The sequence below is a fragment of the Winslowiella toletana genome, assembly GCF_032164335.1.
GTDB classification, from domain to species: domain Bacteria; phylum Pseudomonadota; class Gammaproteobacteria; order Enterobacterales; family Enterobacteriaceae; genus Erwinia; species Erwinia toletana_A.
The window spans coordinates 3,850,441-3,869,426 of the sequence record NZ_CP134152.1; the positions used below are offsets into that span (position 1 = coordinate 3,850,441).

Genomic DNA, 18,986 nt, shown 5'->3' on the forward strand with positions numbered 1-18,986 from the left:
AAATAACCAAAATGACTAAATGGTTTTTCGGGTAAGCCTTAGCAGCAAAACTGGTTAATAAAGAATAAGTTAATCAGTCAGTTAATTATTGCCCGAATAGCAGCCCCCAGTTGATTGCATCATCTGGCGCTAAACGGGTGCGAAAAAAGGTGTTTTCCGTTAGACTTCGTCGGTTTTTTTGACAGATTGAGACTGAGACAATGGCAACCACGCTATTTAAAGATTTCCAGTTTGAAGCCGCGCACCATCTACCTAACGTGCCGGAAGGCCATAAATGTGGTCGCCTGCACGGACACTCGTTTATGGTTCGTATTGAAATCACCGGCGAAGTGGATGCGCATACCGGCTGGGTAATGGATTTTGCTGAGCTAAAAGCGGCGTTCAAACCGCTATACGATCGGCTTGATCACTATTATCTGAACGATATTCCCGGCCTGGAAAATCCAACCAGCGAAGTGCTGGCGAAATGGATTTGGGATCAGATGAAACCGACGCTGCCGGAACTGAGTGCGGTTATGGTGAAAGAGACCTGTACGGCGGGATGCGTCTATAAAGGTTAACAGCACTGTCTGTAAGGGGCGGCGCTTGCCGCCCTCCACAGATCAGGCAATATTCAGATATTTATGCGTCTGCATCGACAAACGCCAGTTACGCGCAATGCAGGTTTCAATGCACAATTTCGTCGCATCGTCCTTCTGACTGATCGGCTGCAGGGCCACAATTCGCGGCTTATCGTCTGCCAGTGTCGCCAGCAACGCTTCCAATGCCTCAATATCACGCTGACGTGCTACCGGATGCTTAATCTCATCGGCACGAACCAGCGCCTGTGACAGCACATCATAGCCACCACGCATATTCACCTTCGGCGACACCGTCACCCAGGTGCGGGCTGAACACTTAACCTCGTGCGTGCCGCTGGTTTCAATCTGACAACTGAAACCGGCCTCTTCAAGCGCAACGGTTAACGGCGTCAGATCATAAATGCTCGGCTCACCGCCGGTGATCACCACATGGCGTGCGGTCCAGCCTTGCTGAGCAATGGTCGCCAGCAGCGCTTCAGCATCCGCCGAACCCCAGGCATCGGTTTCAACGGTTTTAATCAGAATATCGCCCAGCGAGGTTTCCCGATCGGCCAGCTTATCCCACGTATGTTTGGTATCGCACCAGCTGCAGCCAACCGGACATCCTTGCAAGCGGATAAAAATTGCCGGAACGCCGGTGTAAAAACCTTCGCCCTGCAATGTCTGGAACATCTCATTAATCGGGTACTGCATCACTTTCTCGCTAACCGGTAGAATCAGGGGCGCAGATTATGTCAGATCGCGACAGTTGCGCCAAATTTCACCGACAAAAAAGGCACAAAAGCACTTTAGCCGCCCCAGCGCGACTGTAACAGCGGTGTACTGGCAAACCATTGCACCAGAAAATCAATCAGCGCCCGCAGTGCCGGATGCAGCTGACGGCGCGAGCTGTACACGCCATAGATATGCAACGGTTCCAGCCTGTAATCCGGTAACACCTCCTGCAATTCGCCGCGGGCAAGCAATCCGGCAACGGAATAGTAAGGTTGCATACTGATACCGCTACCCGCCTGCGTTGCCGCCAGCAAAAAGAATGAGTCATTGGCACTGAGATTTCCGCTAACCGCCATCTCAGTCAGCGTGTCATCGCGGCTGAAACGCCATAAACTTTTACCAAACCAGGTGTAAGTCAGGCAGTTATGCTCTGCCAGCGCCTGTGGATTCTGCGGTTGGCCATGCTGCGCCAGATAGTCCGGCGTCGCGCAAAGCACCGAGTCGCATATGCCAAGGGGCCGCGCAATCACTCCCGGCAATAGCTCATTGGTGATACGCAGCGCCAAATCAATCCGCTCTTCCACCAGATTGACCTGCTGATTGCTGATATGCATATCAATCCGCACCTTCGGATGCTGCTGCTGAAATGCCAGCACCGCCGCCGCCATGGTGCTGTGTGCCAGCGATAACGAGCACGAGACGCGCAGCAATCCGGTTAACTCACCGCTGTGATGCAGTGAGTCGTTCTCAATCTGCTCGGTTAACTCCAGCAGCGCACGACAGCGTAATAAGGTGCGTTCACCCACATCAGTCAGGCTCAGGCGACGAGTGGTGCGATGCAGCAAGCGCGCACCGGCCCACTGCTCCATCTGCGTCAGATAACGCGTCACCATACCGCGTGACATCGACAGCGCTTCCGCGGCAGCAGTGAGGCTGTTGCGCTCAACAATAGTGACAAAAACCCGACTGGCGATCAGACGATCCATGATTTGCTCGTTTCAGTAAACAATCTATTGCTGATTATCCGGTTTTTCTTTTGATCCGGTCAAATTACTATCGCCTGTATCTTCACTTCAGGAATTGAACAATATGAAAATTCGTCTGTTATTATCGATGGGCGTTGCCGCTCTCAGCCTCTCTTCTCCCCTTTTTGCCGCCAGTAAACTCAATATTGATGTTTATAATCCCGGTAAAGCCAGCGTGTTTGCCGTCAGCTCCGAGATTATTTCCGGCCCAAGTGAAGTGGCGCTGATTGATGCGCAGTTCCAGCGCAATGACGCGCAGGAGTTGGTAAAACGGATTAAGGCCAGCGGCAAAACGCTGACAACGGTCTATATCAGCCATTCCGATCCGGACTACTATTTCGGTCTCGATACCATTAAAGCGGCGTTTCCTCAGGCTAAAATTCTCGCCACGCCACAAACTATTGCGCTGATCGATCAAACTAAAGATCTGAAGCTGAAGTATTGGGGACCGATACTGAAAGAGAATGCGCCGCAGGAATTAATCACTCCGCAACCGCTGCACGGCGATAGCTTCAGCGTAGACGGAGAGCGTATTGAAGTTAAAGGACTGAAGGGGCCATCACCGGAGCGCAGCTGGCTGTGGGTGCCATCACTGAAAACCATGCTCGGTGGTGTAGTGGTCAGCGGCAACAACATTCACGTCTGGCTGGCTGATACGCAGACCCAACAACAGCGCGCCGACTGGCTGAAAACGCTGGATGAAGCGATTGCATTAAGACCAGTGCGGGTGATCCCAGGCCACTTCCTGCCGGGAGCGGATGAGAATGTTAAATCAATCACTTTTACCCAGGACTATTTGCGCGCGGTCGAGAAAGCCCTGCCCGAGAGCAAAAACTCTGCTGAGCTGATCAAAATTATTAAAGCGCAGTATCCGGATTTAGAAGAGGCGTCGTCTCTGGAACTGGGTGCTAAAGTGCTGAAAGGTGAAATGCGCTGGCCATAGGCAAAATTTCGGCCACCCGGACTGACCCCGGGTGGCCGGACCCCATCACATAAATTTATTATGGTGCATCTGTAAAATCACCTGTTGAGCGACGTCATTTGCACCACTGAGAGTAAAGTGGCCATAGTCAAAGGCACTGGGCTGACCATTGGATGCCAGTGCACGGCACACATTATCCGGACAAATAATGTTATATACCGAGATATACTGCACCTGCTGCTGCCCCATGCTTTGATTCAGCTGGCGGTCGGTGACTTTGATCTTACCGTCTACCGAATTTGCCACCAAATCCTTACGTCCACCCTGCTGATAGGCTAACAGGTCTGGTAGCGGCTCGCTGTACTCCACTGTTGGGCCCAGCACAATGATATTGTCCGTGGTTTTCTTCAGCTCTTTCAGCGTCGCTTCGAGTGGCGCAATATCGGCCTGTTTCCAGCGAGCAGAGATAATCACCCCATCAAGCTTATGCTTCGGTATCCACTGCCTGAAGGCATAGTCCATCAGTTCAGTGCATTTATTATTTACGGACTGCCTGCTGACTGGTTTGCACCCCGACGCTGTAATCTGCATAAGGTTTATTTTTTCACCGGCTGCCAGACTCAGCGCACGCCATAAGTGGGCCGCATGACTGTCGCCAATCAGCAAATAGTTCTTTTCAGTATCGGAAGTTTTCAGGCAGAAATCGTAGTCATATTTACCTTTGGCTTCGTTATTGCCATCAATCAAACAGCGGCCGGTGCGAAACTGATAGTAATACTCATCAGAACCGTGGTACTGAGAAAACTTAGCCAGCGCCAGTGCTTCATCAGAAAATTGACCAGAGTGATTTTTAAAGTGCCCCATATAAAGCGTGGCGCCGCCCAGCGCCACCAGACCCGCAACGGATGCCGCTACGATTCCGGCAGGACGTATAGCTGTAAGCTTGTAGCGAAAAGGAATTTCGATCAGATAACGCGAAGCGACTGCCAGCCCAAAAGTACTGGCAACGATAACCAGATATAGATTTATCCCACTGAAATTATAGAACATTTTAGTGTATACAATAATCGGCCAGTGCCAGAGATAGAGGCAATACGAGATCATGCCGATATAGACTATCGGCTTTAGCGCCAGCAGACGGTTTATTAACGCATCACGACCGGCCAGAATGAGCAGAAAACTGCCGACGCACGGCCAGAGCGCATTCCATGAAGGAAAAGGTTTACTGCTATCAAGCCATAAAAAACCAAACAAAATCAGTAATAAGCCAATAACACTTATCAGATTTCTGGTGGATAATCGCAGCGCGCTGACCTTTGTCTCCAGCGTGGAAACCGCAATCAGCCCACCCAATGCCAGCTCCCACGCGCGGGTAGGCAGCATGTAGAAGGTAAAGTCAGGTTTTTTTAGCACGCCCACGATACTCAGCAAAAACGAACCGGCAATAATCAGCAGCATCATTTGCGTTACGCGTTGACGGCACCACTTCACCGCCAACAGCAGTACTATCGGGAAGATAATATAGAATTGCTCTTCAACCGCCAGTGACCAGGTGTGTAGCAGTGGTTTAAGCTCTGCCGGACCAGCAAAATAGTCGACTTCTCGCCAGAAAAAAATATTCGATGAAAACAGCGTGGTTGCGATGGCGCTATTGCTCAGATCGGTGAAAGCCGCCGGCAACAAATGGTGGTAGCCAAATATCAGGGTGGTCGCCAATACGGCAAATAATGGCGGTAAAATACGTAAGCAGCGTCGCTTATAGAAATCGAGGTAGGAAAATGCTCCTTTAATCGCACTCTGCCATATGATGCCGCAGATCAGATATCCGGAAATAACAAAGAAAATGTCTACACCGGTAAAACCGCCAGGTATGCCGGGAATGCCCATATGATAAGCAATAACAGGCAGCACAGCTAATGCCCGCAGGCCATCAATATCTGCGCGATACTTCATAAGGTGAGCCTTTACATAATTACATTTAATTACGTAATACTTACACAGCCTCACCAAAACGGACAGTAATGAATCCCGCCAGAAAAGGCAGCACTTTTCAATCTAACTCACTGATTAAAATAAAGAATAAAAAAAAGCCTTATGCAAGCATAAGGCTTTTCAGATTTTCCTCAGCGCTCAATCAAAGAGTCAGCGCTGAATTAAAACCATTACTGACCTTTAACTTCTTTCAGGCCATTGAATGGTGCACGGCTGCCCAGCGCTTCTTCGATACGAATCAGCTGGTTGTACTTAGCAACACGGTCAGAACGGCTCATAGAACCGGTTTTGATCTGGCCAGCTGCAGTACCTACCGCCAGGTCAGCGATGGTTGCATCTTCGGTTTCGCCTGAACGGTGAGAGATAACGGCAGTGTAGCCCGCATCTTTCGCCATTTTAATCGCAGCCAGCGTTTCGGTCAGAGAACCGATCTGGTTGAATTTGATCAGGATGGAGTTAGCGATACCTTTGTCGATACCTTCTTTCAAGATCTTGGTGTTGGTCACGAACAGATCGTCACCAACCAGCTGGATTTTGTCGCCCAGAACTTTGGTCTGGTAAGCAAAGCCAGCCCAGTCAGATTCGTCCAGACCGTCTTCGATAGAAACGATTGGATACTGTTTGGTCAGGTCTTCCAGGAAGTGGGTAAACTCTTCTGAAGTGAAGGATTTGTTGCCTTCGCCAGCCAGAACGTATTTACCGTCTTTGTAGAACTCAGACGCTGCACAGTCCATCGCCAGAGTGATGTCTTTGCCCAGCTCGTAGCCCGCTGCTTTAACTGCTTCAGCGATAACAGCCAGTGCTTCAGCGTTGGAACCCAGGTTTGGCGCATAGCCACCTTCGTCACCAACCGCAGTACCCATACCTTTAGATTTCAGTACTTTTGCCAGGGTGTGGAACACTTCAGAACCCATACGCACGGCTTCTTTCAGCGTTTTCGCGCCCACTGGCTGAATCATGAATTCCTGGATGTCGACGTTGTTGTCGGCGTGCTCACCACCATTGATGATGTTCATCATTGGCAGAGGCATAGAGAATTTGCCCGCAGTACCGTTCAGCTCAGCGATATGCTCATACAGCGGCATGCCTTTAGAAGCAGCAGCAGCTTTCGCAGCAGCCAGAGAAACCGCCAGAATAGCGTTAGCGCCGAAGTTAGATTTGTTTTCGGTGCCGTCCAGCTCGATCATGATCTTATCGATGTTTGCCTGGTCTTTTGCATCTTTGCCTTTCACCGCATCAGCGATTGGGCCATTTACTGCGGCAACGGCTTTGGTTACGCCTTTGCCCAGGTAACGAGATTTGTCACCGTCACGCAGTTCCAGCGCTTCGCGAGAACCGGTAGAAGCACCTGATGGCGCTGCTGCCATACCTACAAAGCCGCCTTCCAGATGAACTTCAGCTTCAACGGTCGGGTTACCGCGAGAGTCGATGATTTCGCGACCGATGACTTTAACGATTTTGGACATTAGATTTTCCTCAGTACAAGTTAGCTAAGACTCAGACAAACAACACACTAAACCTTTCTCTTTCGAGCCGCAGCAGCATTGCTGCAGCTCGAAATGTACGGCATCGCTGGTGCGCGTGCGTTGCTATATTATTTCGCTAAACGCTTCTGGTACTCGCTTGCCGCTTTGACGAAGCCGGCAAACAGCGGGTGCCCGTCACGAGGTGTTGAGGTAAATTCCGGGTGGAACTGACACGCAACAAACCATGGATGGTTCGGGATCTCAATGATCTCAACCAGTTGGTCATCCCCGGAGCGACCTGCAACACGTAATCCAGCCGCTTCGATTTGCTTCAACAGCATATTGTTCACTTCATAGCGATGACGATGACGCTCAACAATGGTGTCAGAACCATACATCTGACGAACCAGGCTATCATCGGTCAACTGGCACTGTTGGCTGCCAAGGCGCATAGTACCGCCCAGATCGCTCTGTTCGGAGCGCATTTCAACATTGCCTTCTTCATCACGCCATTCGGTAATTAACGCAACTACCGGATACTTACAGTCTGGCACAAATTCTGTAGAGTTTGCGCCTTCCATGCCTGCGACATTGCGGGCGAACTCCATCAGTGCCACCTGCATACCTAAGCAGATACCAAGGTAAGGCACATTGTTCTCACGCGCGTACTGCGCGGTCATCAGCTTGCCTTCCACACCACGGTAACCAAAACCACCCGGGATCAGGATAGCGTCCAAATCTTTCAGTAATTCGACACCACGGGTTTCAACATCCTGCGAGTCGATCAGCTTGATATTGACGGTAACACGATTCTTCAGGCCGCCATGCTTCAGTGCTTCAATCACTGATTTATAGGCATCCGGCAATTCAACATATTTGCCGACCATTCCGATGGTGACTTCACCGCCCGGATTGGCTTCTTCATAAATTACCTGCTCCCACTCGGACAGATTAGCTTCCGGCGCGTTCAGGCTGAATCGTTTACAAATATAATCGTCAAGGCCCTGTGATTTCAACATGCCTGGGATTTTATAGATAGAATCAACGTCTTTCAGAGAAATTACTGCTTTCTCCGGCACGTTACAGAACAGCGCGATTTTCGCACGTTCATTGGCGGGTACCGCACGATCGGAACGGCAGATCAGCACGTCTGGCTGGATACCAATCGACAGCAGCTCTTTAACCGAGTGCTGGGTCGGCTTGGTTTTCACTTCACCCGCTGCCGCCATGTACGGCACCAGTGTCAGGTGCATGTACAGCGTATGCTCGCGGCCAACTTCAACCGCCATCTGGCGAATTGCTTCAAGGAATGGCAGCGATTCGATATCACCAACGGTACCGCCGATTTCGACCAGTACAACGTCATGACCTTCGCCGCCTTCAATGATGCGCTCTTTGATGGCATTGGTGATGTGCGGAATAACCTGGATGGTCGCACCCAGATAGTCGCCGCGGCGTTCTTTACGCAGCACTTCAGAGTAGATACGGCCAGTGGTAAAGTTGTTGCGGCGTGACATTTTGGTACGGATGAAACGCTCGTAGTGACCTAAATCCAGATCGGTTTCAGCGCCGTCATCGGTAACAAAGACTTCACCGTGCTGTGTAGGGCTCATGGTGCCCGGATCCACGTTGATATACGGGTCCAGTTTCATGATGGTCACGTTAAGACCACGAGCTTCGAGGATAGCGGCCAGTGAGGCTGCGGCAATGCCTTTGCCCAGAGAGGATACGACCCCGCCGGTCACAAAAATATAATTCGTTGTCATGCTGAACCTGAGAGTTTAGGTTTAAAGACGATGGAATAACCAGGACGGGAAAACAGTATACTTGAAACCCCCTGAGCCCACAATTGATCGTTTCTGGTTGTGTGCGCGCCGCCGTATTTATCAGACTAAATTATCGCACTAAGCCGTTAGCCAGATTGATTTTGGTCATAATAACCTTGTTAAAATATTTTTTGCTGAATCGAGTTAGTGAAAATGAAATTGGGTAAATACTCAGCAGCGGCGGCGAAAAGGCCGCCGCTGGAGCAATACTATTCTCGCTGCTTGATTTGTTGCCAGGCTTCTTCCATCTGCTCAAGAGTGGCTTCGCTCATCGTCAGCCCTCTTTCGGCAATAATGTGTTCGACCTGACGGAAGCGACGTTCGAATTTACGGTTGGCTTTTTGCAGTGCCGTTTCCGCCTTGCTGCCGAGGTGGCGCGAAAGATTAACGGTGGCAAATAACAAATCGCCAATCTCCTCCTCCAGCTTCTCTTCGTCCACTACCGCCTGCTGCGCTTCGTGCATCACTTCATCAATCTCTTCGTGCACTTTTCCCAACACCGGGCCCAGCGAGTCCCAGTCAAAACCGACCGCACTACAACGCTTCTGTATTTTATAGGCTTTCATCAGCGCAGGCATCGCATCAGGAATATCATCCAGCGCCGAATGCTGTGCTTTCTCAGCACGTTCGGCCGCTTTGTTGCGTTCCCACTGCGCCACTCGCTGTTCGATGTCTGCCGGCTGTGCATCGCCAAAAATATGCGGATGACGGCGTTCCATTTTATCGCTGATGGCGTGGCAAATATCGTCGAAATTGAACCGGCCTTGCTCGCTGGCCATTTGCGCGTAAAACACGATCTGAAACAGCAGATCGCCAAGCTCGCCGCGCAAATCGGCAAAATCTTCGCGCTGGATGGCGTCCAGCACTTCATAGGTTTCTTCCAGCGTGTAAGGAGCGATGGTGGCGAAGGTTTGTTGGCGATCCCACGGGCAGCCGTTCTGCGGATCGCGCAGGGTTTTCATGATGCCCAGCAGGCGATCGAGAGCGTTCATTGAGGTCCTTGAAATTTATTGTGTCGGGAGCCGCTTTCGGCTCCCATCCTGGAATTAGTGTAACCGTCTGGCGTCAATAATATCCGGCAACTGATTCAGTCGTGCCAGTACGCGGCTCAGTACCTGGTGGTTATAGATTTCGATATCCATATCGATGGTAGCCAGCTGCTTTTTGGTATCGCTCCTGCTGGATACGCCGAGCACATTGACCTTTTCATTGGCAAGAATGGTGGTGATATCCCGCAACAGCCCGCTGCGATCGTTGGCGGTAACCCGTACCACCAGCGAGTAACCGCTGGAGTAACTTTCCCCCCAAACCGCATCAACAATTCGTTCCGGCGCATGATCGATCAGCTCAGCCAGCTGGTCACAGTCGGCGCGGTGAATAGAGATGCCGCGCCCCTGGGTGATAAAGCCAACGATATCGTCGCCGGGAATCGGCTGGCAGCAGCGGGCAATGTGATGCATCAGATTACCAACGCCCTCCACCACTACCCTGCCGCTCTCTTTAGAGCGCGGCGTGGCCGATTGCGTTTTCTGCGTAAGCTGGCGCAGCGCTTCACGATCTTCCTCTTCGGCGCTCGGCTTATTCAGCTTCGATTGCAGGAAATTGCTCATCTGATTGAGACGAATATCGCCGCCGCCAATCGCCGCCAGCAGCTCATCGAGGCTATTGACGTTATAGCGCGGTAACAGCAGTTTTTCTGCTTCTTTCAGGCTGATATCCAGCTGATCCAGTTCGTTGTCGAGGATCTGGCGGCCGGCAACAATATTTTTGTCACGATCCTGCTTACGGAACCAGGCGTGAATCTTCGAGCGCCCGCGGCTGGTGGTGACATAGCCGAGGTTAGGATTAAGCCAGTCACGGCTTGGGTTCGGCTGTTTCTGGGTGATGATATCGATCTGATCGCCCATCTGCAGCTGATAGGTGAAGGGCACGATACGCCCACCGATTTTGGCACCGATACAGCGATGACCGATATCACTGTGAATATGATAAGCGAAGTCGAGCGGCGTTGAACCGGCCGGCAGATCGACCACATCACCTTTTGGCGTAAACACATACACACGATCGTCAAATACCTGGCTGCGTACTTCATCCAGCATTTCACCGGAATCCGCCATCTCTTCCTGCCAGGCGATCAGTTTACGTAGCCAGGCAATGCGCTCTTCATGGCCGGAAGCGCCACTGCGGCCCTGGCTGGCAGACGGCCCCTCTTTGTACTTCCAGTGTGCCGCCACGCCCAGCTCGGCATCTTCATGCATCTGGCGCGTACGGATCTGAATCTCTACGGTTTTACCCTGCGGACCTAATACCACGGTGTGAATCGACTGATAGCCGTTAGGCTTTGGATTCGCCACATAATCATCGAATTCGTCGGGTAAATGGCGGTACAGCGTATGTACCGTGCCAAGCGCGCCGTAGCAGTCCTGTAAACGCTCGGCAACAATGCGCACGGCACGCACGTCAAACAGTTCATCAAAGGCCAGCGACTTCTTCTGCATTTTGCGCCAGATACTGTAGATATGCTTCGGGCGGCCATACACTTCGGCCTTCACGCCCTCTTTCGCCATCTCAGTGCGCAGATTGTCGACAAAGGTATCGATATACTGTTCACGGTCGATGCGGCGCTCATGCAGCAGTTTGGCAATGCGCTTATATTCTTCAGGATGCAGATAACGGAAGCAGAAATCCTCCAGCTCCCATTTCAGCTGACCAATCCCGAGGCGGTTAGCCAGCGGTGCATAGATATTGGTACACTCTTTGGCCGCCAGCACGCGCTCATCTTCCGGCGCATCTTTGACTTCACGCAGATGGGCAATACGCTCTGCGAGTTTAATCACCACGCAGCGGAAATCTTCCACCATCGCCAGCAGCATGCGGCGGACATTATCCACCTGCTCTGAGGCCATTGAGTCGTTATGGGTGGCTTTAAGCTGACGAATGGCATCCATATCGCGTACGCCATGCACCAGCAAGACGATAGCTTTGCCAAACTTCTCTTCGAGGACGTCTTCAGTGACGACCCCCGCATCCGCCAGCGGGAACAGCAAGGCGCTGCGCAGGCTGTCATTGTCCATGCTCAGCATCGTCAGGATTTCCACCATTTCGATGCCGCGCCACAGTAAAATAGCCTGATCGGCATGTCCGCTGGTGGCAGCTTCGCAATATCGCCAGGTTTCGGCCAGTCGTTCACATGACTGCTGGTTTGAGATCCCCAAACTGGTGATCCATTGGTCGAGCGCAAACTCGCCAGCCGTATTCAAATGTGCACTTCTTACCGCAACCATATCCTCTCCTGGCAAAGCCCGTTCATTCGGGCACTACGTTTTGCTGAACAGCACCATGGACTCAAGATGGCCGGTATGTGGGAACATATCGAGCATCGCGACCCTTTCCAGTTGGTAACCGGATGTCAGTAATTCCTGACTATCACGGGCAAGTGTAGTCGGATTACAAGAAACATAGACAACGCGTTGCGGTGCAAGTTTGATAATATGTTGCATCACACCCGGTGCCCCCGCTCTGGCGGGATCCAGTAACACTTTTGTAAATCCTTGCGCCGCCCAGGGCTGGCGTGTGACATCTTCCTCAAGATTTTGATGATAAAACGTCACATTACTCAGATTATTAAGTTGAGCATTATACGCACCCTTAGCGACTAATGCTGCAACACCTTCCACACCAACAACATTTTGTACTGATTTTGCCAGCGGAAGCGTGAAGTTGCCCATACCGCAAAACAGATCCAGCACCTTGTCATCCGCTTGCAGATCCAGCCACGCCAATGCCTGCGCCACCATTTGCTGATTCACCCGATCGTTGACCTGGATAAAATCGCGTGGGCTGAACGTCAGTTTCATACTATCTGACTGATAATAAGGCATTTCGCCACTGACCTGCTCCAGGCTGTCGCTATCGGCGGCAAGAAACAGCGCCAGCTGATGCTTATGCGAAAACTGTTCCAGTTTTAACCTGTCAGCGGCATTAAGTTTATCAAGATGGCGTAAAACCAGCAGTGGACCGTTATCCGCCAGTACCAGCTCAACATGACCAAGACGTCGCACCGCCTGTAAACTGCTAAGACACTGATGCAACGGCTGAATTAATGCATTAAGTTCGGGCTTCAAAATGGGGCACTGGGTGATATTAACCAGATCGTTTGATGCCGCTTTACGAAAACCCATCTGCAAACTCTGACTTTTCGGCTGATAATTAAGCCCAAGCCGTGCACGACGGCGATAGCCGTAAGCACTGCCGCCGATGATTTCATCCACTGCGACCGGCTGAGCGGATTCACGCGACAGCATGCGTGCCAGCGCACGGGCTTTACTCTGTTGCTGCAACGGCAGCGCGGCATGTTGCTGCTGACAACCTCCACATTGGGTAAAATGCGGGCAGAGCGGCTTAACCCGCTGCTCACTGGCGGTTAAAATGCGCCTGGCTTTGCCACGGGAAAACTGGCGTTTATCTTCGGTGATATCGACCTCGACCTGCTCTCCGGGCAGTGCGCCGCTGATAAACAGCGCCTTGCCATTATGGCGAGCCACGCCTTGTCCGAAGGGATCAAGTTCATCAACGGTGACAGTAATTATCTGGCGGGTCGTCACGCGCCGTTTTGCAGAGTAGAATTGCGCCATTATAAAATTAAGTCTCTGAATTCGTAGATACGGTGAGCTGGCGGAACAGTGATGTTCGCGATGAAAGCCCGGACGTAGATAATTCTATTGTCGCATATTGGAAATCCATGACCAAATACAGCCTGCGGGCAAGAATGATGATTTTAATACTGGCACCGACCTTAATGATCGGGCTGCTGCTCAGTACCTTTTTTGTCGTTCACCGCTATAACGAATTGCAGCGCCAGCTGGTGGATGCAGGTGCCAATATTATTGAACCGCTGGCGGTCGCCAGTGAATATGGCATGACGTTTCACAGTCGCGAATCGGTGCGTCAGTTAGTCAGCCTGCTGCATCGCCGCCACTCGGATATCGTGCGCGCCATAACCGTGTTTAATGATAAAAATCAGCTGTTCGTCACCTCGAATTATCAGCTTAATCCCGATCTGTTGCGCATTCCCGACAATCAGCAGCTTCCTACCTCAATCTCAATAGAGCGACGCGGCAACGCAATGATCCTGCGCACGCCGATTGTCTCGGAAAGTTATTATCCCGATGAATCACCAGGGCACGATGCTAAACCGACCGGTAATCCACTCGGCTATGTCGCCATTGAACTGGATCTGCAATCGGTGCGTTTACAGCAGTACAAAGAGGTATTTATCTCTACCCTGCTGCTGCTGTTCTGCCTGTGTATCGCCATGCTGTTTGCCTACCGTTTGATGCGCGACGTGACCGGGCCGATTCGCAATATGGTCAGTACCGTAGACCGCATCCGACGTGGCCAGCTCGACAGCCGGGTCGAGGGCTATATGCTTGGCGAGCTGGACGTGCTGAAAAACGGTATCAACTCGATGGCAATGTCGCTGACCGCCTATCACGAAGAGATGCAGCAAAATATCGATCAGGCCACCTCCGATCTGCGTGAAACGCTGGAACAGATGGAGATTCAGAACGTAGAGCTCGACCTGGCGAAGAAGCGCGCTCAGGAAGCGGCGCGTATTAAATCTGAATTCCTCGCCAATATGTCGCATGAATTGCGTACTCCGCTCAACGGAGTCATTGGTTTTACCCGCCAGACGCTGAAAACGCCGCTTAACGTCACCCAGCGTGACTATATGCATACCATTGAGCGCTCGGCCAATAACCTGCTCAGCATTATTAACGACGTTCTCGACTTTTCGAAGCTGGAAGCTGGCAAACTGGTGCTGGAAACCATTCCATTCCCGCTGCGCGCCACGCTGGATGAAACCGTAGTGCTGCTGGCTCAGGCCGCTCATGAGAAAGGTCTGGAGCTGACCATCAATATTCAGGGCGACGTGCCGGATAACGTCATTGGCGATCCGCTACGCCTGCAGCAAATTGTCACCAACCTGCTGGGGAATGCGATTAAGTTTACCGAACGCGGCAACATCGATATCCGCATTGAAAAACGATCGCAGGGCAATAATAAGATCGAACTGGAAGTTCAGGTGCATGATACCGGCATTGGCATTTCGGAAAAGCAGCAGTCGCAGCTGTTCCAGGCATTTCGTCAGGCTGATGCCAGTATCTCCCGCCGCCACGGCGGTACCGGATTAGGGCTGGTGATTACGCAAAAGCTGGTCAATGAAATGGGTGGTGATATCTCTTTTCACAGCAGGCTGAATCACGGTTCAACCTTCTGGTTTCATGTCAATCTGGAACTTAATCCGAACGCTGCCAGCGATCCACGCGCGCTTGACTGCCTGCAAGGTAAGCGCATGGCTTATGTTGAAGCCAACCCGGCGGCAGCACAGGCTACGCTGGATATTCTCAGCGCGACCCCAATGTGCGTCAGCTACAGCACCTCGATTAACGGCTTGTCGGAAAGCCATTACGATGTGCTGCTGATGGGAATTCCGGTAATGCAAAGCCAGAATACGGAGATTTCGGATGAACTGCTGGATTCATTACTGGAGCGCACCGATTGCCTGATTCTGGCGCTGCCGTGCCAGATGCAGATTTATGCTGAAGAGCTAAAAGCGCGTGGTGTTGATGGCTGCATGATTAAGCCAGTGTCAATGACGCGCCTGATCCCGCTGTTTCTCGATCTACTGGCGCGTAAACTCTACGATCTGCCGGTACGCAGCCGCCTGCCACTGACGGTAATGGCAGTGGATGATAATCCGGCCAACCTGAAACTGATCGGCGCCTTACTCGAAGAGCAGGTTGACCATATCGTGTTATGTGACAGCGGTGAGAAGTCGATTAAGCAGGCGCGCGCGCAGAAGCTGGATATTATTCTGATGGATATTCAGATGCCGGAAATCGACGGCATTCGCGCCAGTGAAATCATTCGTGAGCTGCCACAGCACGTTAATACTCCGATTGTTGCCGTTACCGCTCATGCCATTGATGGCGAACGCGAGCGGCTGATTAAAGCGGGCATGAATGATTATCTGGCTAAACCGATTGATGAGGTAAAACTCAGCCATCTGCTGGCGCGTTATTCTCCGGGTGTGCAACGCGACATGCCACTGCTGCCGCAGGTTTCTCCTTCTCTCGACTGGCAACTGGCGCTGCGACAGGCGGCCAACAAAACCGATCTGGCGCGCGATCTGTTGCAAATGCTGGTCGATTTTCTGCCGGAAGTACGAGAAAAAGTTGAGCAAAATCTGCGTGATAATAACACCATCGGCCTGCGTGACATGATTCACAAGCTGCACGGCAGCGCCAGTTACAGCGGCGTGCCCCGACTGAAGCAATTGTGTCAGCAGCTTGAGCATCATCTACGGTTGGATGCCGACCTCATAACCATCGAGCCAGAACTGCTGGAGTTACTGGATGAGATGGAAAATGTGGTTGGATTGGCGAAAGAAGTGTTGAGTCGGCTGTTGCCGCAAGCCTGACCGCAGAGTGGGAGCCGATAACGGCTCCCCTACGCCACCCACCGCGGCGGGTGTTAATTGCCTGTCGCGCGCCCAATCGCGATACTCGCGGCAATATTACGCGCGGTCATCCGCACATTCTCTGCAGCGTTATCCAGCGCCTCTTCCAGCGTACAAATACTGTAGATCACACTGAAAACCGCATCCAGACCATGCTGGTGTACTATTCCGACATCTTCGGTCAGGCTACCGGCAATACCAATAACCGGCTTGTTATAGCGCTTCGCCACTTTTGCCACGCCGATCGGCACCTTACCGTGAATGGTCTGACTGTCGATACGCCCCTCGCCGGTAATCACCAGCGTGGCGTCCTGCACCAGTGCGTCCAGCCCCAATGCCTCGGTAACTATCTCAATGCCGCGGCGCAGTTCCGCATGGCAAAAAGCCTGTAGCGCGGCGCCCATACCACCGGCAGCACCACCGCCCGGCACATGCAGCACATCGATATCCAGATCGCGCTGAATAATTTTCGCATAGTGTTCCAGTGCCCGATCCAGCTGTGCCACCAGCTGCGGCGTCGCCCCCTTCTGCGGGCCGAAAACTGCCGATGCGCCTTCATCACCGGTCAGGGGATTGGTCACGTCACAGGCGACTTCAAACCGGCAATCACGGATGCGCTTATCCAGCTGGCTGATATCAATGCTGTCCAGCTGAGTAAGCTCACCACCGCCATAACCAATTTGCTGACCCTGCTTATCCAGCAGCCGTGCGCCAAGCGCCTGCACCATCCCTGCGCCGCCATCATTAGTCGCACTGCCGCCGATGCCAATTATAAAATGCTGCACGCCGTTATCCAGCGCATTGCGGATCAATTCACCGGTTCCCCATGAGGTGGTAATTAACGGATCGCGCTGCGCCGCCGGTACCAACTCTAAGCCGCTGGCGGCGGCCATTTCGATAAAGGCACAGCTTTCATCACCGGAAAGACCATAAAACGCTTCGACCTGCTCACCCAGCGGGCCGGTCACGTTCAGCCTGACGATCTTCCCCTCCGTCGCCGCCACCATCGCTTCAACCGTTCCTTCGCCGCCATCCGCAACCGGCAGCTTCACGTATTGCGCGTCAGGAAAAATTTCACGAAAGCCCGCCTCTATCTCCGTGGCGACCTGTAAGGCGGATAAACTCTCTTTATATGAATCCGGTGCGATAACTATTTTCATAGGTTGTCCGAGCGCTGTTGAGCTGGTCGAAAAAGACAATCCATCGGCGCGGCCAGACGCCGAATGGCTGTATTACCGTGAGACTTCAACCCTGGCTAACTTCTCATAATAGCAGGCCAGTGCGCTGTGGTCGGCAGTGCCCAGACCATCGGCTTTTAACGCCTGCATCATCTCCATTACCGCGGCGGTCAGCGGCAGCTGCGCGCCGACGCCGTGGGAAGTATCCAGCGCATTGGCGAGGTCTTTGATATGCAAATCGATACGAAAACCCGGCTTGAAGTTACGATCCATCACCATTGGCGCTTTGGCATCCAGCACCGTGCTGCCTGCCAGTCCACCGCGAATCGCCTGATACACCAGATCCGGATTAACTCCGGCTTTAGTAGCCAGCGTCAGCGCCTCGGACATCGCGGCAATATTCAGCGCCACAATCACCTGATTCGCCAGCTTGGTCACATTGCCGGCACCAATTTCACCGGTATGCACCACCGAACCGGCCATCGCTTTCATGATGTCATAGCATTGATCAAACAACGCTTTATCACCGCCGACCATTACCGACAGCGTGCCGTCGATCGCTTTAGGTTCACCGCCGCTGACCGGCGCATCCAGCAGGCGAATATTTTTCTTCGCCAGCTCATCATGAATTTCACGGCTGGCAAGCGGCGCGATAGAGCTCATATCGATCACTACTGTGCCCGGCTTCGCACCGTCAATAATGCCATCTTCACCCAGCGCCGCCTGCTTAACCTGCGGCGAATTTGGCAGCATGGTAATGATCACTTCACACTGTTCCGCTACCGCTTTTGCGCTTTTCGCCACGGTGGCACCGGCATCGACCAGTTCAGCCTCATTTTCGACATTGTGATCGCGCACCACCACGCTGTAACCCGCCTTCAGCAGGTTTTTACTCATTGGCTTACCCATGATGCCAAGACCAATAAATCCAATTTTCATTGCTGCGTCTCCCCTGATTATTCAGTTATTTTTTAAAACGGTCGCACAACGCCTGAGTGGCGGCACGAAATACGCCTAAATCACTGCCTACCGCCACGAAACCGGCACCCCACTCGAGGTAACGACGGGCATCAGTCTCCACCGGTGCCAGAATGCCACTCGGCTTGCCGGCGGCTTTGGCGCGGTCAAAAATATACTTAATGACTTTTACCACTTCAGGATGTGCCGGCTGGCCGAGATAACCGAGCGCCGCAGAGAGATCGCCCGGGCCGACGAAAATGCCATCAACCCCGTCAACCGCAGCAATGGCATCAATGTTATCCACCGCCTGCTGAGTTTCGATCTGCACCAGCACGCTGATGTTGTCATTAATCGTCAGGTTGTAATCTGCCTGGCTGCCATACATATTGCTACGGTGCGAAACCGAAACGCCACGAATGCCCGCCGGTGGATAACGCGTAGAAGCGACCGCCCGCCGCGCTTCCTCTTCCGTTTCAACGAACGGAATCAGCAGGTTATAAAAACCGATATCCAGCAGGCGTTTAATAATCACCGGCTCATTGCACGGCGGACGCACAACTGGCGCGCTCGGGCTGCCTTTCAGCGCCATCAGCTGTGGGACAAAAGTGGTGATGTCGTTGGGTGCGTGCTCACCGTCCAGCAATAACCAGTCAAATCCGGCTAATCCCAACACTTCGGTGGTAATTGGATTCGCCAGCCCACACCAGCTGCCGATCAAGGTTTCACCGCTCAGCAGGCGCTGACGAAAACGGTTGGGATAATGTGTCTCGCTCATAATCACTCCTGTAAATTTGGCCGCA

14 protein-coding genes are annotated in these 18,986 nt (G+C 52.4%); 3 read left to right on the plus strand and 11 right to left on the minus strand.

The window, feature by feature from the left end; all coding sequences use genetic code 11:
• The first annotated feature begins 200 nt into the window (after positions 1–200).
• Complete coding sequence (gene queD / locus RIN69_RS17800; protein ID WP_313853451.1) at positions 201–560, plus strand: 6-carboxytetrahydropterin synthase QueD; 360 nt, start codon at positions 201–203, stop codon at positions 558–560.
• Positions 561–602: 42 nt separating this feature from the next.
• On the opposite strand, the gene queE is transcribed toward queD, so the two are convergent.
• Both queE and RIN69_RS17810 read right to left on the minus strand, forming a co-directional pair.
• Positions 603–1,274: a 7-carboxy-7-deazaguanine synthase QueE gene (gene queE / locus RIN69_RS17805; RefSeq protein ID WP_313853452.1), complete on the minus strand. Its 672-nt coding sequence runs from the start codon at positions 1,272–1,274 to the stop codon at positions 603–605.
• 95 nt (positions 1,275–1,369) lie between these two features.
• Positions 1,370–2,281, minus strand: coding sequence for a LysR family transcriptional regulator (locus tag RIN69_RS17810; RefSeq protein ID WP_313853453.1), 912 nt, complete (start codon positions 2,279–2,281; stop codon positions 1,370–1,372).
• Between the two features lie 103 nt (positions 2,282–2,384).
• On the opposite strand from RIN69_RS17810, the gene RIN69_RS17815 reads away from it, so the two are divergent.
• Entirely contained in the window at positions 2,385–3,263 is an 879-nt protein-coding gene (locus tag RIN69_RS17815; protein WP_390902400.1) for an MBL fold metallo-hydrolase, read from the plus strand.
• 45 nt (positions 3,264–3,308) lie between these two features.
• On the opposite strand, the gene RIN69_RS17820 is transcribed toward RIN69_RS17815, so the two are convergent.
• From RIN69_RS17820 to rlmD, 6 genes are all read right to left on the minus strand, one after another.
• Positions 3,309–5,195 carry an acyltransferase family protein gene (locus RIN69_RS17820; protein ID WP_313853454.1) on the minus strand — a complete coding sequence of 629 codons (1,887 nt, stop codon included), beginning with the start codon at positions 5,193–5,195 and terminating at the stop codon, positions 3,309–3,311.
• Between the two features lie 209 nt (positions 5,196–5,404).
• Positions 5,405–6,700 (minus strand): phosphopyruvate hydratase, encoded by a 1,296-nt coding sequence (gene eno, locus RIN69_RS17825; protein WP_313853455.1) that lies wholly within the window; start codon positions 6,698–6,700, stop codon positions 5,405–5,407.
• 128 nt (positions 6,701–6,828) lie between these two features.
• Positions 6,829–8,466 (minus strand): glutamine hydrolyzing CTP synthase, encoded by a 1,638-nt coding sequence (gene pyrG / locus RIN69_RS17830; RefSeq protein WP_313853457.1) that lies wholly within the window; start codon positions 8,464–8,466, stop codon positions 6,829–6,831.
• A gap of 269 nt (positions 8,467–8,735) precedes the next feature.
• Complete coding sequence (gene mazG, locus RIN69_RS17835; protein WP_313853458.1) at positions 8,736–9,518, minus strand: nucleoside triphosphate pyrophosphohydrolase; 783 nt, start codon at positions 9,516–9,518, stop codon at positions 8,736–8,738.
• Between the two features lie 54 nt (positions 9,519–9,572).
• Positions 9,573–11,810 (minus strand): GTP diphosphokinase, encoded by a 2,238-nt coding sequence (relA, locus tag RIN69_RS17840; protein ID WP_313853459.1) that lies wholly within the window; start codon positions 11,808–11,810, stop codon positions 9,573–9,575.
• Between the two features lie 33 nt (positions 11,811–11,843).
• Entirely contained in the window at positions 11,844–13,160 is a 1,317-nt protein-coding gene (gene rlmD / locus RIN69_RS17845) for a 23S rRNA (uracil(1939)-C(5))-methyltransferase RlmD (RefSeq protein ID WP_313853460.1), read from the minus strand.
• A 107-nt stretch (positions 13,161–13,267) separates the two neighbouring features.
• On the opposite strand from rlmD, the gene barA reads away from it, so the two are divergent.
• On the plus strand, positions 13,268–16,009 hold the full coding sequence (gene barA, locus RIN69_RS17850; RefSeq protein WP_313853462.1) for a two-component sensor histidine kinase BarA: 2,742 nt from the start codon (positions 13,268–13,270) through the stop codon (positions 16,007–16,009).
• A 53-nt stretch (positions 16,010–16,062) separates the two neighbouring features.
• Here the strand turns inward: barA and RIN69_RS17855 are convergent, their stop codons facing one another.
• From RIN69_RS17855 to garL, 3 genes are all read right to left on the minus strand, one after another.
• The gene (locus tag RIN69_RS17855; RefSeq protein ID WP_313853463.1) at positions 16,063–17,208 is read right to left on the minus strand and encodes a glycerate kinase; all 1,146 of its coding nucleotides are present in this window, start codon (positions 17,206–17,208) and stop codon (positions 16,063–16,065) included.
• A 72-nt stretch (positions 17,209–17,280) separates the two neighbouring features.
• Positions 17,281–18,165 (minus strand): 2-hydroxy-3-oxopropionate reductase, encoded by an 885-nt coding sequence (garR, locus tag RIN69_RS17860; protein ID WP_313853464.1) that lies wholly within the window; start codon positions 18,163–18,165, stop codon positions 17,281–17,283.
• 25 nt (positions 18,166–18,190) lie between these two features.
• On the minus strand, positions 18,191–18,961 hold the full coding sequence (garL, locus tag RIN69_RS17865) for a 2-dehydro-3-deoxyglucarate aldolase (protein WP_313853465.1): 771 nt from the start codon (positions 18,959–18,961) through the stop codon (positions 18,191–18,193).
• Between the last annotated feature and the right edge of the window lie 25 nt (positions 18,962–18,986).

What these genes read in the sequence shown, in the direction of transcription:
- garR (WP_313853464.1), bottom strand. Translation starts at nt 18,165, where the DNA reads ATGAAAATTGGATTTATTGGTCTTGGCATCATGGGTAAGCCAATGAGT.
- relA (WP_313853459.1), bottom strand. Translation starts at nt 11,810, where the DNA reads ATGGTTGCGGTAAGAAGTGCACATTTGAATACGGCTGGCGAGTTTGCG.
- barA (WP_313853462.1), top strand. Translation starts at nt 13,268, where the DNA reads ATGACCAAATACAGCCTGCGGGCAAGAATGATGATTTTAATACTGGCA.
- queE (WP_313853452.1), bottom strand. Translation starts at nt 1,274, where the DNA reads ATGCAGTACCCGATTAATGAGATGTTCCAGACATTGCAGGGCGAAGGT.
- rlmD (WP_313853460.1), bottom strand. Translation starts at nt 13,160, where the DNA reads ATGGCGCAATTCTACTCTGCAAAACGGCGCGTGACGACCCGCCAGATA.
- RIN69_RS17810 (WP_313853453.1), bottom strand. Translation starts at nt 2,281, where the DNA reads ATGGATCGTCTGATCGCCAGTCGGGTTTTTGTCACTATTGTTGAGCGC.
- garL (WP_313853465.1), bottom strand. Translation starts at nt 18,961, where the DNA reads ATGAGCGAGACACATTATCCCAACCGTTTTCGTCAGCGCCTGCTGAGC.
- RIN69_RS17855 (WP_313853463.1), bottom strand. Translation starts at nt 17,208, where the DNA reads ATGAAAATAGTTATCGCACCGGATTCATATAAAGAGAGTTTATCCGCC.
- RIN69_RS17820 (WP_313853454.1), bottom strand. Translation starts at nt 5,195, where the DNA reads ATGAAGTATCGCGCAGATATTGATGGCCTGCGGGCATTAGCTGTGCTG.
- pyrG (WP_313853457.1), bottom strand. Translation starts at nt 8,466, where the DNA reads ATGACAACGAATTATATTTTTGTGACCGGCGGGGTCGTATCCTCTCTG.
- queD (WP_313853451.1), top strand. Translation starts at nt 201, where the DNA reads ATGGCAACCACGCTATTTAAAGATTTCCAGTTTGAAGCCGCGCACCAT.
- mazG (WP_313853458.1), bottom strand. Translation starts at nt 9,518, where the DNA reads ATGAACGCTCTCGATCGCCTGCTGGGCATCATGAAAACCCTGCGCGAT.
- eno (WP_313853455.1), bottom strand. Translation starts at nt 6,700, where the DNA reads ATGTCCAAAATCGTTAAAGTCATCGGTCGCGAAATCATCGACTCTCGC.
- RIN69_RS17815 (WP_390902400.1), top strand. Translation starts at nt 2,385, where the DNA reads ATGAAAATTCGTCTGTTATTATCGATGGGCGTTGCCGCTCTCAGCCTC.